This is a genomic window from Rhizobium sp. RU36D (assembly GCF_900176345.1).
Taxonomy (GTDB): Bacteria; Pseudomonadota; Alphaproteobacteria; order Rhizobiales; family Rhizobiaceae; genus Allorhizobium.
Window position 1 is genome coordinate 132,704 of the sequence record NZ_FWXU01000012.1, and the last position, 11,989, is coordinate 144,692.

An 11,989-nucleotide genomic window follows, 5' to 3' on the forward strand; every position below is an offset into this window, starting at 1 on the left:
GGCATCGGGGCTTGCTTGACGGCAGAGGGCATCTGTGAGACTGTACCGATCGGTAAATTTATTACCGATCGGTACAGTCCGTCAATTTAACAAGGAACTAGAAATGTCACGTCCACCACTTCCCCCCTTCACCCGCGAAAGTGCAATCGAAAAGGTTCGGTTGGCCGAAGATGGCTGGAACACTCGAGACGCGGCGAAAGTCGCTCTCGCCTACACGCTCGACACCCGCTGGCGGAACCGTGTCGAATTCGCGGGCAATCGCGAAGAAGCGCAGGCATTTCTGACACGTAAGTGGAACAAGGAGCACGAATACCGTCTCATCAAGGAACTGTGGGCTTTCACCGGAAACCGCATCGCGGTACGTTACGCCTATGAGTATCGCGACGACGGCGGCCACTGGTTCCGCGCGTATGGTAACGAGAACTGGGAATTCGCACAGGATGGCCTGATGGCGCACAGGCACGCGAGCATCAATGAAATGCCGATTGCTGAAAGTGATCGTTTATTTCACTGGCCTCTTGGCCGTCGGCCGGATGAGCACCCCAGCCTCAGCGATCTGGGTCTCTGATCATGGCGCGTATGGTCGCTGAAAGAACGGACGCCATAGCACCGTTGGCTGAAGTTTTCCGCGAACACGGCTATGAAGGCGCAAGCCTTGCCCTGATCGGCAAGGCTACCGGCCTCGGCAAGGGCAGCCTTTACCACTTCTTCCCGAACGGAAAGGAAGAGATGGTGCGGGCTGTTCTCGACGAAATCGGCCAATGGTTCGAAAATGCCGTCTATTCCCCGTTGCGCAGCGAAAGCGATGTCAATCGCGCCATCGGTGCAATGCTCGACTCTGCCGACCAGTATTTCAGGTCCGGCCAGCGCGTGTGCCTCGTCGGTGCCTTGGCGGTATCCAATACACGTGACCTCTTCGCGCAGGCTATCCGAGGTTATTTCGTTGCTTGGGTGGACGCATTGCAGTCAGCGCTTATGCGGCAGGGCCGTGAAGCCGATCAATCGCGCGTCCTCGCGGAAGAGGCAGTTCTCGCTATCCAAGGGGCAATTGTTCTTTCTCGGGCAATGGACGATCCAGCCGTTTTCCAACGGGCTATCGACCAACTCCGAGGACGATTGGTGATCGAAAACGATACCTCTAACTAAGAGGGAACATCGACGTTTCACCGGGTGTCAAAGGCCAGCGGCGTGAGTTTTGGCAAAGCGTCCGCAGGGAGACGTGACAGAACTTTGGCAACCCGCCCTCGGTAGTGAAATTAGGAGGCGGCCGCGACCGCCGCCTCTTCGCCCCCCTCCCGCTCACACCGATTCGGCGATCGCGCGGCCGAGGATCTCCACGCCCATGTCGATCTCTTCGTCCGAGACGGTGAGCGGCGGGGCGATGCGGAAGACGCCGCCCATGCCGGGCAGTTGCACGATGTTCATGGAAAGCCCAAGCTCCATGCAGCGCCGGCTGATGCGGGCGCCAAGCTCGGGTGCCGGCGTCTTGCTGTGCCGGTCGGCCACCATTTCCATGCCGAGCAGCAGTCCGCGGCCGCGCACGTCGCCGATGCAATCGAAACGCTGCTGCAGGGAGCGCAACCCGTCGCCTAAGCGTGCGCCGGCCTCCGTCGCGCGGGCCACCAGCGCATCGCGCTGCACGATCTCCAGCACCTTCAGGCCCACGGCCGCCGGCAGCGGATCGGAGACATGGGTGGTATAGAACAGGAACTTGCGCTCGAAGGCGCGCTCCTCGATCTCGGCTGTGGTGACGATGGCCGAGAGCGGCAGGCCGGCGCCGAGCGTCTTCGACAGGGTGAGGATGTCGGGCGCCACGCCGTCGCGCTCGCAGGCAAACATCAGGCCGGTGCGACCGACGCCGGTCTGGGCCTCATCCAGGATCAGCAGCATGCCACGCTCCTCGCATTTGCGCTTCAGCGCGGCGAGATAGCCTTGCGGCAATTCGATGATGCCGCCGGAGCTCAGGATCGGTTCGGCAATGAAGGCGGCGAGATTGCCTGTCGACTGCTGGTCGATCAGCGCGAAGGCATAGTCCAGTTCCGCCTGCCAGTCCGGCGCGCCGTTTTTCTCGAAGGCCGGGCGATAGGCATTGGGCACCGGAATGGCGAAGGAGCCGACGGTCGGCGGGCCATAGCCCCGGCGGCCGTGGCTATAGGTGGCGGCCGCGGCAGCGGCGGTCATGCCGTGCCAGGACTGGGCGAAGCTCACCACCTCCCAGCCGCCGGTGACGAGCTTGGCCATGCGCAACGCCGCCTCATTCGCCTCGCCGCCGGTGGTCAGGAGCATGGAGCGCTCCAGCCCGCCGGGCGCCAGCCGCGCCAGTTCGGTGGCGAGATCCACCACCGGCCGCGTCAACATGCCGGAAAACAGATGGTCGAGATTGTGGATATGCTCCGACACCACCTCCGCGATCTCGGGATGGCCGTGGCCGAGGATGGCGCTCATCTGGCCCGAGGTGAAATCGAGGATGGGGCGGTCATCGGCATCATAGACGAAGCTGCCCTCGGCCCGCTCGATGATCAACTGCTCGAAGGTGCCGCCATAGCGGACCAGATGTTTTTGTGCCCGTGCCCAAAAGTCCGGATCGGCATTTTTGCTCATGACTGCTCCTGTTCCCTTTGTGGTTTTGGCTAGACTAGAGACCGGGGCATCCTCATGGTAGCTTATAGTTCTAAATTGCGACTTCAGAAAATCTTATGGCCACCCAGCTCGATATCGACCTCCTGCGCTGCTTCTCCCTGGTCGCGGAAACCGCTGCCTTGAGCCGTGCGGCTGAACGCATCGGCCGCAGCCAGGCAGCGGTCAGCATGCAGATGAAGCGGCTGGAAGAGATCGTCGGACAGCCCTTGCTCTACCGCACCGGCCGCGGCGTGACGCTGACGGTCCATGGCGAGCGGCTTCTCGCCCATGCCCGGCGCATCCTGCGCTCCCATGACGATGCGTTGGCGGAGCTTTCCGGCCGCAGCCTGTCCGGCACGCTGCGCTTCGGCTGCCCTGATGATTATGCCGATGCCTTCCTGCCGGCGCTGCTGCGCAGCTTCGCCGCGCTGCATCCCCAAGTCATCATCGAGGTGGTCTGCGCCTCCACCCCGCGTTTGGTGCGGCAGCTGGACCGCAACGTGCTGGATCTCGCGCTGACCTCTGTGCCGCTCACCTCGCCGCGGCCGATCCTTCGGCAGGAGGAGATCGTCTGGGTGGGGCTGCGCAATGATGACGGCCATCGGCCGGAGCCGCTGCGGCTGGCGCTCGGCGATCCTGATACGCTCGACCACCGCGGGGCGATCGCGGCGCTGGAACGGACCGGCCGCGCCTACCAGCTCGCCTATTCCAGCGGCAGCCTGTCGGGATTGCTGGCGGTGGTGCGCTCCGGTCAGGCAATCGCCGTGCTGACGCGCTCCGCGGTGCCGTCGGATCTCGGCATTCTGCCGCCGTCCTGGGGGCTGCCCGACCTGCCGAGCATCGGAATGACGGTCCTGATGGACGAGAAGCGCGCGTCCCCTATCACCCGCGCTTTCGACGCCCATGTGCGAGGCCTGCTGCCAGCGCTGTGACGGTGGGATAAGGGTAGCGGTACCTCAGATCTTGTCGGCGTCACTGGACTTCTTCTTGCCGTTCATCATCACCTCCAGATAGCCCAGCATCACAGCGGAGACGACGAAAGCGAGGTGGATGATGGTGAGCCACATCAGCTTGCTGTCGGTATACTGGTTGGCGTTGAGGAAGACTTGCAGAAGGTGGATCGAGGAGATCGCGACGATGGAAGAGGCAACCTTGATCTTCAGGCTGCCGGCATCGAGCTTGCCAAGGAAGGACACCTCGTCATTGGCCTCGTCGAAGCGACTGACGAAATTCTCGTAGCCTGAGATCATCACCATGACGATCAGGCTCGCCACCAGCGCCGCGTCGATCAGCGCCAGCATGGCGAGGATCATCTCGAAGTCTTCATAGACGAAGACATTCTGGGCGATTTTGATGAACTTGTAGCCAAAGGACACGGCATAGACGGCGAGCGCCGCGACCAGCCCGAGATAGAAGCCGACGAGAATCCAGCGGCTCGACAGGATGATTTTCTCGATCAGCAGTTCCATCGATTTCATGGCGGATCCATCAAAGAGGGGGTGTTCTGCGGCCATACTACGCTATCAGCCGATAGGACAATAGCGGCAGCACAGCAGACAGCTCACCAAGCAGGACGTGACCAACAACTCCATCGTCCCCGTCACTCCGCCGAAGACCGGAATCCTGCTGCGCGGCCTACGAGTGCTGTGGCGATCAAGGACTTGATCGCGCTGTATACCGACGCATCCTCGGGTTTAAGCCGAGGAAGGCATGACGGATGTTTCTCGTCTCTTCCCGCTCAGCGGGCCGGTGCCCGGCGTGCCGTTGTCGCGGTGTTGTCCTGCTGTTCGTGCTGGAAGGTGTAGCTGTCGGCGCGGCGCCAGGCTTCCACCCGGTCGTGGCATTCCTGCGGATCGAGTTCGGTCAGCAGCGCCTCGGCCCGCAGCACGCCGCCGGCCTTTCGGCTGAGATGCGGGTAGAGCAGTGTCAGCACCGAAATGGCGTCCTCGTGCCCCATGCCGACACCCGTCAGCGTCACGGCCAGTTGTCGGCCCGAAACATCAAGCATGATCCGCTCCGAGAGCCAGCGGCTGGCGGACAGCGCATCGGCAAGCGTGGTGGCAAAGTGATGCGGTTCGCGCGTGCGGGCAAAGCGCACCAACAGCGCCTCCTGCACCGGGGTAATCGTGCGCATGCCGAGCCGGTCGGCGGCAGGCCGGTGAATGTGGCGCGCCAGCCGCTTCAGCCGGTCGCGCAGGTTCTCGTCCCGGTCGTCGGCCGTGCGCGTCGAAACAAGGCTGATCCCGGCGCTTTGCTGCACGGGAACCGCCGGGGCCGACTGCGGCGCGGCCGATACAGCAAGCGGGGCGGCGATCGGCGGCTTTTCCGCCTTGGGCTTTTGCGGCGGGCGGGCGCGGCCGCCATCAGTGCGCTCGCTGTGGCGCAGGCTGACCAGCGCATCGATCACCGCAGGCGACAGGTTTTCGCGGCGCACGATGGCGCGCGCATGGGCAGGCCCTTGCGTGCGGGCCACCATGATCAGCAGATCGTCATCCAGGCAGGGGGAGGAGGTCAGGAAGGGAGCGGCAATGGCGATCGGCTGGCTGGCGACGAAGCTTGCGACGGCGCGCGGCACGGTTTCGCATTGGGAGAGTGCAGCGACTGCATCGCGCTTGGCCTCTTCGCTCGACGCCTGGAACAGGGGAGAGAACAGTTCAGCAAACTGGCGAAGCTCCGATTTGGTCGGGTGGCCAAGCCCTTCGAAACTGCTGACCGTCGCCATCAGTATAAAGTCCTTCTTCCTCTCGGCTTGCGGCCGCTCCAACGCGCGAAACTCTTCACTCACGGAATCACCCAACCAGACGCAATACACACACCGGTTCAAAATAGAGCAAATATGTTAGCAAGCTGTTAACTAACCTATGGCTTTATGAGGGCATGATTCGTGTCCGGCTGTCCCGGCATGGTCTATTATGAGTGGCGTGCCCGGAAATGAGGGCAATGTTAGCCCCATCCCGGTTTCGCCTGTGAGAAAGGCGCTACTGCCCCGGAGAAAATCCGGTCCTGCGCCGGCATTGCGATTGCGCCTCAGAGCCCATGGCTCGCGCGCCCTCCTGCCGTCGCTCAAGGCATGGTCGCCGCCCCGCAGCCTCCCGGTAATTTTGTCTTGCCGGGCGCGCTTGCTGCGGCAGGCCAGAGCCTTGCAGTTCCCGCACCACAGCCGGGAACAGAGGGCCTGATCTTTGCGGGGATGTGCCCGCTCCCGAAAAGGGGGCAGGATGAAATCAGTCGTCATTCATCCCTCTCGCGATAGCCGTGGAGACTGATATGGCAGATATCGTAAGGATCATGGACAGAATGACGAAACGGCCGACCCGGCCGGACAAGACACCCGTGGTGGCAGAAATCCTGATGTTCACCGGCGTCCGCTACGAGGCACCCTCGGGCTGGCTAAAGCCGACGGAGATCGTCACCGGCGCCTTGACCGGCGGCCCGCTCCAACTCGGCGGCCCCGCCGAGGACCCGAAACCCTGCTGATACGTCGGTAGGGGCGGGGTTTGGGTGATCGATAACGGTATGCGATTGCGCCGCGGGCTTTCTATGGTCTGGCGTTCCACAGCCGTGGCCCGCGCATTTTGTCGTACGCCTTTGGTTTGGCGGTCATGTAACGCCTGACGTTGTGTTTCGTCCTACCCCCCTCTGTCCTGCCGGACATCTCCCCCTCAAGGGGGGAGATCCGATTGCCGATACCGCTCGCTCGCAATTAACGCAAACCAAGCGCCGACAACTCATGGCGAGGCATCGACCGCGAGTCGATCTCCCCCCTTGAGGGGAGATGGCTGGCAAGCCAGAGGGGGGTATTCCGAGCGCCACGGCGAGGGGGCTGTCCAGTCACGAAGCCCGAAGCTCCGGTGTCGGCTAACCCACTTCAAATACAGCTATCAGCGCAAACCAAGGCGGGTATTCCGAGCCCAAACGCCTTAGAAAAATCTCCCAACCCCAAATCCCCTTGCCGCTACAGCCCCGCCACCGGCGAGCAGGCGGCCTCGGAGAGGAAATCGCTGGCGGCGTCTTCGAAGCTGGGCTGCGGCACCATCACGCGCAGCACGACATAGCCGGCATCCCGGGGCATTTCCACCAGGATCGACTGCGCCAGCAGGGCGGCCGAGGTCTTGCGGATGCGGTTCACCTGCACCGGCGAGGCGATCAGCAGGTCGAGATTGCCGTCGACCGAGGTGCGGTCGGTCATGCTGAACACCTCGTTGGCCCCGCCGTCGAAGATCGCCAGCGACCAGAAGGTCGTGTCGCCCCGCGCCATGAGCCGGACCGGCATGGCGCCGAGATTGAAATGGCACACAGCGACCCTGAGAAACGGATCGCCATTGGCAAGGCCCGCCGCATTCGGCCGGTCGTCCAGCGTGATGAAGCGATTGGCCGGGCCGCTGTCGAGCACGCGGGTATAGGCGTCCCGCCCGGTGAATTGCGGCAGGGTCAGGATGATGACGATGTGCAGCAGCGCGGCACCGATCAGCCCCGTAAACGCTGCGACCAGGATCTTAATTCCCATTGCCGCACCCGATCTTGGTGACTGCGGGCATATCCAGCCCCACCAGCCCGGAACTGCCGGCAGCCGGCGTGTCGAGCAGCGTCAGCACCAGCTTGAAGGGCGTGGCCGCGGGCAGCGCCAGCCAGTTGCCCGGCCGCGCGCGGGTCGAGACCGAGATGGCGAAACGCCCGTCACGCTCGCGCAGCACGGTGCGGGAATTGACCGCATTCGGCAGTTCCACGGCGCCTGACAGCGGCATGTCCTGCAGATCGGCCGCATAGAGCGTCCACAGCCGCGCGGTCGGCGTGGCACCGGCGATGCGGTAGAAACAGGCCCCGGTCAGCGCCACGCCCTCGTCATCCGTCGTCGCGGTAAAGGCCAGGCCCTCGGCGACGCCATAGAGCAGGCGGCCGGCCTTGGCCCGATGGCTCTTGGCATAGGGATCGGCATCCGCGGTCTGCGCCTGCGGAAAAGCGCTCCATGCGCCGATGCGGATCGCGCCGAAGCCGGCAGACGCATTGAGCGCGGCCAGCGTCGACCAGATCCCGCCGCCGAAGGCGATCGCGAGCGCTATGGCTATGAGAAATGGTACCCGGAACACGTCTTGTTAAAGCCCTCTCGATCCGCTCCGACGGGTATCACTGATTCGGCCTGGAGGGAAATGGGCAGGTGACGGTGTGGTGGTGTCGCTGCGTGAATTGCCCTTGCTGGCGTGCTGGCCATCGCGTTCGTTGCAATCCATCTCACGCCCATCGCTGGCCTGCTGTGCAAGGGAAAAGACCCTCTCTGGCCTGCCGGCCATCTCCCCCACAAGGGGGGAGAAGACCCAGCCGAACCCTCTCGCGCCTCTCCAACTGTCCTACGCTGGGCGAGTGGCCGACCCCAGCGTTTCTCCCCCCTTGTGGGGGAGATGGCCGGCAGGCCAGAGAGGGTCTTATCTTACTGTTTTTACTTCCCTCAACCCACGCCGAGCGCGCGGCCGTCGTCTTCCGTTTCGGCCAGCCGCCAGCCATTGCGGCCGTCAGCCTTCACGGCGTAGAGCGCCCGGTCGGCGGATTGCAGCAGGTCGTCCAGCGCGGCATCGGTGGCGATCGAGCCGCAGGCGGCGCCGATGGAGATCGTCACGAACCGGGCCGAACCGCCGGCATGATCATGGGCGATGGCTTCCGCCCGCACCCGCCGGCGCAGGCTTTCGGCGTGGCGGGCGGCGGTTTCCGGCCCGCAATGGGGAATGACGGCCAGGAATTCCTCGCCGCCGTGGCGGGCGAGATGAGCATATCCGGGCAGTTCGCGGCGCATGACGCGCGCCACCCGCGCCAGACAGTCGTCGCCGGCGGCATGGCCATAGCCGTCGTTGAAGGCCTTGAAGTGGTCGACATCGATGATCAGGATCGCGGTCTGCGCAATCTCGCGCGGCGCCAGATGCGCCCTGAGCCGCGCCACTTCGGCATCCGTGCCACGCCGATTGGGCAATTGCGTCAGCGGATCGGTCAGCGCCAGCCGTTCCAGCACATCGTTCTGACGCGACAATTCCTGCTTCAATGTCTCGTTTTCATACATCTGCACGAAATTGATCAGCCGCTCGGCCTCCAGCTGGTAACTGGCGATCAAGGTTTGCACCACGGTCGGGATGTAGATGGCGAGGTGATAGAGCCCGTGGATCGGGTCCCAGCCGGCGACGAAACTGATGAAGCCGTAATTGATCAGGAAACAGGCAAGGGTTGCGGCAAGGCTGGCGCGAAACGGCGCGCGGATGCCGATCGTCACCACCATCTGGAACAGCACGGCGGCATAGAAATAGTTGATCGCCATGGGATTGTCGCTGGCAACGGTGATCACGCACCAGGCCAGGTTTGCCGCCAGCATGAAGCCGAGCGTGACATATTCCTTGTGCCGGATCGGCCTGACTTTCAGCTGATAGATCAACAACATGGCCGCCAGCGGCAGCATCAGCCCGAAGCGCAGCGCAACAGACAGCACGGTGACATCGCCCAGCAGCGCCATGTCGGCCACCACGCAGGCGAGATAGAAGAACATGACCTTGATGGTGGTCTGCACCAACTCGCGGCTGCGCCCATGCGCACGCCTCCGCTCATAAGTCGCCGCCTCGTCCGCGTTCATGCGGGGGCGGGCGTCAAGGCCAAGCCAAGTGTCCATGGGTCATCCATTTCCTGTGGGGCAGGCCGGCAACACCGGTGCCAGATGATTAAGGCGCGGAGAATTAATTGCACCTTAAATTTGGGGAGGCGGGGAGAGGTCTCCACCCGGTACTTGGGGGATGGTTAAGGGAGGGTGAACGGGGGGAGTTTGCGCCTTTCGGCCGGTCGGTCAGCGTATGCGAAAGACGCTGCTGTTCCACGTCGCAATCGCCGCCTTGCCAGTGAAAATGACCTATTCAGGCCGCGGCCTCAATAGCATCGATCCGAGCGATTAGTTCGTCGCATCGCTGGGTTTGATACTCTGATCCCTCTGCGAAAAAATCACGTGCCCGCGTGACATAGTCCCTCGCCTCAAACCACAACGCAGGATCAGGATCAAGAGCGAAGTGGGCTAGGGCCAAATCGGCGATGTTCCACTGGTTTCTGGCCCAAAGCATTGGAGCGTCTTCGCGAAAGTCGAAAGACTCACATTCGCGAAAAGCTTCCCGCGCCTGGTGCAGCATCTCCTCATTTTCAGTGAGTGTCCCTAACCAGCGCAAGGCTACCCCCAAGTTTGTATACATGCCTTTCCGAATATGCGAATCGGTGGTTTTATACGTAAGTGAAATAGACTTGGTTAGGCATATCTTTGCCTCTTCCAACTGCACCGGGTCGCTGGTGCATTGTCCAAGTCTCTGGAGGCCGACCCCGAGTAGACTCCATAGTTTTCCGATGCCTAAGTTGTTGTGTCTATCGGCGGTGTCCAGCGACGCACGCGCAGCAGAGACCGCCTCAACCAAAATAGCCTCGTCGCGATTGCGCTCGCCGATCTCAAGCAACACCGACGCAATACCACTTTGGGCTGCTGTCCAAGTATGTGGCTGTATTGCTTTGTCTGTTGTTTGCAGACACGCCTGAAGCGCATTCTGTGCTGATTTCAGTAAACCTTTTTCGGAAGATCGCTCCGCCAGTCTAAAATAGCACCAGCCAAGTAGAACGAGCGCGTGTGCCCGGTAGTTACCACTTGCCGCGTCAGTGTTTATTTTAGCCATTTCCAACGCTACCTGCAGTGTAAATGTATCTCCCTTTTTGTCGCCGTCTTCTAAGTACTGGTGGATCAATTTGCCAATTGCTACAATCCGTTTTTCGCCGGCTTCATGAGCTTTTCGGGCGGTATGTTTGCCCAACCGTTTTGCAGCAAGATCGGGTCGGTTTCTTACGCGGTCTTGTTTCAGTTGCGCGTTGAACAACGCTTCGGCTTCCGCATCTAGCCGTTTTCCTTCTGCTGCCAAAAACTCGGCCGCCCCGTCCCGGTCTCCCTTGTCATTCATCTCGGAAACCCGGCGCAATACCGCATCCAGTTGCGATGACGTGTTTTGTGGCAAGTTGCCTTGCTCTTTCAGCTCCTTTGCCGCTTGGAGAGCCGCACGCAGACCTTTGTAAGCGGTGAACAGATCATTGTGTTGACCTTCAGCAAAATCATAGGCCAGGTCGATCAGCAGGCGTTCCCCGGTCACAATACCGGCATCGTCCGCCTGTGCCTTCTCGATCAATTTTTCAGCGTCAGTATCGGCCTTGGTTACTTCATCCTCCGCGATTTCATCGTCGCCTAAGAACGGCTGCAGGAGAGCCTTATCCATTTCCAGCGCCGTTATGATTCTTCCGGCTGTTCGCGGCGTAATTTTCCGCCTTCCATTTTCGATTTGGGAGAAATAGCCCTTGGCGCTATCGCGCTTGAGGGCCACGAATGCCGCTTGATCCAGTGTCATGCCTTTCAGCACGCGGGCTGCTTTCACCGCCTTACCGAACGCTTGCAAAGTCTCAGATGGAAGTTCCGGCAACGAAAAGCGCCTTTCATGTAACTTTATGCAACTGTGGCATGAAACTGGTTGGAACTCTGTACTCCCGACACCGCGCTTCCTAGCTGCCATTATCCCGTCGTCATGACACGACCTTGGAACAGGCGGGCCTGCCGCAATCCCCGAAAGGATAACGGGATGACGTGGCTAATACAATATCTGGTTTACATAGGCGAAGCTGCCGATCTGGCGGTGAAAACAATCACATGGCTGCCAACGGAAGCAGGCATAAACTTCGTCTTTGCGCTACTTTGCCTTATAGCATCGCTTTTCGATGTGTCACCACGCCGAGTGATGGCAACTAGTGCTTTGCTATATCTGTTGCTCAGCATGATCTAGGCGAGATGGAATGGTCGGTCGCCCCCCAACGGAACCATTCCCCACCCCACGCATTATTCCTGCAAGCGGATCGTCAAACGGCTGACGATGGACCTTCCCGGCGGTTTGACCGGGTGGCGATTTGGGAGGCCGTGCGGTACCGCTGGCAAAAAGGAGATTTCACATGGGTGCGACTGCAGACAAGGTTTCCGGCAAGGCCAACGAACTCGCCGGCAAGGCACGTCAGGCCGTCGGTGATGCGACCGACAACAACAGCATGAAGGCCAAGGGCGCCGTCCAGGAAGCCAAGGGCCATGCCCAGCAGGCCAAGGGCGAAGCCAAGAGCGCGGTGAAGAACGTCATCGATAAGGCTTAAAGCCGTCTGCCCAGATGGTAAATTGACCGGGGCTCGCCGCAAGGCGGGCCTTTTGGTTTTTTGCGGTACCGCTTGCGCTCCGTCATGGTCGGGCTTGACCCACTGCTGTCCGGTTTAATTTCCGGTCCATTTGAAGACCAACTGGTTGTGGTTTTTGGGTTTGTCTGGCGGGGGTCTGAGGAGGTGATCGGTG

The 11,989-nt window shown here is 61.4% G+C and carries 12 protein-coding genes; 5 read left to right on the forward strand and 7 right to left on the reverse strand.

Annotated elements, in window-relative coordinates; all coding sequences use genetic code 11:
* The first annotated feature begins 103 nt into the window (after positions 1–103).
* Positions 104–568, forward strand: a complete 465-nt coding sequence (locus B9A97_RS16385; protein WP_084366421.1) for a nuclear transport factor 2 family protein — start codon at positions 104–106, stop codon at positions 566–568.
* Between the two features lie 2 nt (positions 569–570).
* Positions 571–1,146, forward strand: a complete 576-nt coding sequence (locus B9A97_RS16390; protein WP_084366422.1) for a TetR/AcrR family transcriptional regulator — start codon at positions 571–573, stop codon at positions 1,144–1,146.
* Between the two features lie 153 nt (positions 1,147–1,299).
* On the opposite strand, the gene B9A97_RS16395 is transcribed toward B9A97_RS16390, so the two are convergent.
* Positions 1,300–2,601 carry an aspartate aminotransferase family protein gene (locus B9A97_RS16395; protein WP_084366423.1) on the reverse strand — a complete coding sequence of 434 codons (1,302 nt, stop codon included), beginning with the start codon at positions 2,599–2,601 and terminating at the stop codon, positions 1,300–1,302.
* Positions 2,602–2,696: 95 nt separating this feature from the next.
* Here B9A97_RS16395 and B9A97_RS16400 point away from each other — a divergent pair, with 95 nt between their 5' ends.
* Positions 2,697–3,551 carry a LysR substrate-binding domain-containing protein gene (locus B9A97_RS16400; RefSeq protein ID WP_084366424.1) on the forward strand — a complete coding sequence of 285 codons (855 nt, stop codon included), beginning with the start codon at positions 2,697–2,699 and terminating at the stop codon, positions 3,549–3,551.
* Between the two features lie 24 nt (positions 3,552–3,575).
* Here the strand turns inward: B9A97_RS16400 and B9A97_RS16405 are convergent, their stop codons facing one another.
* Positions 3,576–4,097: a TIGR00645 family protein gene (locus B9A97_RS16405; protein ID WP_084366447.1), complete on the reverse strand. Its 522-nt coding sequence runs from the start codon at positions 4,095–4,097 to the stop codon at positions 3,576–3,578.
* A gap of 260 nt (positions 4,098–4,357) precedes the next feature.
* Complete coding sequence (locus B9A97_RS16410) at positions 4,358–5,404, reverse strand: DUF2336 domain-containing protein (protein ID WP_084366448.1); 1,047 nt, start codon at positions 5,402–5,404, stop codon at positions 4,358–4,360.
* A 482-nt stretch (positions 5,405–5,886) separates the two neighbouring features.
* Here B9A97_RS16410 and B9A97_RS16415 point away from each other — a divergent pair, with 482 nt between their 5' ends.
* Entirely contained in the window at positions 5,887–6,096 is a 210-nt protein-coding gene (locus tag B9A97_RS16415; RefSeq protein ID WP_084366425.1) for a hypothetical protein, read from the forward strand.
* A gap of 478 nt (positions 6,097–6,574) precedes the next feature.
* Here B9A97_RS16415 and B9A97_RS16420 read toward each other — a convergent pair whose 3' ends face one another.
* The 4 genes from B9A97_RS16420 to B9A97_RS16435 form a co-directional block, all read right to left on the reverse strand.
* Positions 6,575–7,126 (reverse strand): DUF1254 domain-containing protein, encoded by a 552-nt coding sequence (locus B9A97_RS16420; RefSeq protein WP_084366426.1) that lies wholly within the window; start codon positions 7,124–7,126, stop codon positions 6,575–6,577.
* The gene (locus B9A97_RS16425; protein WP_084366427.1) at positions 7,116–7,706 is read right to left on the reverse strand and encodes a DUF1214 domain-containing protein; all 591 of its coding nucleotides are present in this window, start codon (positions 7,704–7,706) and stop codon (positions 7,116–7,118) included. Before B9A97_RS16425 ends, B9A97_RS16420 begins: the two co-directional genes overlap by 11 nt.
* A gap of 356 nt (positions 7,707–8,062) precedes the next feature.
* Positions 8,063–9,262, reverse strand: coding sequence for a GGDEF domain-containing protein (locus B9A97_RS16430; protein WP_084366428.1), 1,200 nt, complete (start codon positions 9,260–9,262; stop codon positions 8,063–8,065).
* A 238-nt stretch (positions 9,263–9,500) separates the two neighbouring features.
* Complete coding sequence (locus tag B9A97_RS16435; protein ID WP_084366429.1) at positions 9,501–11,084, reverse strand: hypothetical protein; 1,584 nt, start codon at positions 11,082–11,084, stop codon at positions 9,501–9,503.
* A 520-nt stretch (positions 11,085–11,604) separates the two neighbouring features.
* On the opposite strand from B9A97_RS16435, the gene B9A97_RS16445 reads away from it, so the two are divergent.
* The gene (locus B9A97_RS16445; protein WP_084366431.1) at positions 11,605–11,796 is read left to right on the forward strand and encodes a CsbD family protein; all 192 of its coding nucleotides are present in this window, start codon (positions 11,605–11,607) and stop codon (positions 11,794–11,796) included.
* Positions 11,797–11,989: the final 193 nt, after the last annotated feature.

Coding starts and splice junctions, on each gene's coding strand:
- B9A97_RS16415 (WP_084366425.1), top strand. CDS start 5,887: ATGGCAGATATCGTAAGGATCATGGACAGAATGACGAAACGGCCGACC.
- B9A97_RS16400 (WP_084366424.1), top strand. CDS start 2,697: ATGGCCACCCAGCTCGATATCGACCTCCTGCGCTGCTTCTCCCTGGTC.
- B9A97_RS16390 (WP_084366422.1), top strand. CDS start 571: ATGGCGCGTATGGTCGCTGAAAGAACGGACGCCATAGCACCGTTGGCT.
- B9A97_RS16395 (WP_084366423.1), bottom strand. CDS start 2,601: ATGAGCAAAAATGCCGATCCGGACTTTTGGGCACGGGCACAAAAACAT.
- B9A97_RS16420 (WP_084366426.1), bottom strand. CDS start 7,126: ATGGGAATTAAGATCCTGGTCGCAGCGTTTACGGGGCTGATCGGTGCC.
- B9A97_RS16385 (WP_084366421.1), top strand. CDS start 104: ATGTCACGTCCACCACTTCCCCCCTTCACCCGCGAAAGTGCAATCGAA.
- B9A97_RS16445 (WP_084366431.1), top strand. CDS start 11,605: ATGGGTGCGACTGCAGACAAGGTTTCCGGCAAGGCCAACGAACTCGCC.
- B9A97_RS16405 (WP_084366447.1), bottom strand. CDS start 4,097: ATGAAATCGATGGAACTGCTGATCGAGAAAATCATCCTGTCGAGCCGC.
- B9A97_RS16430 (WP_084366428.1), bottom strand. CDS start 9,262: ATGGACACTTGGCTTGGCCTTGACGCCCGCCCCCGCATGAACGCGGAC.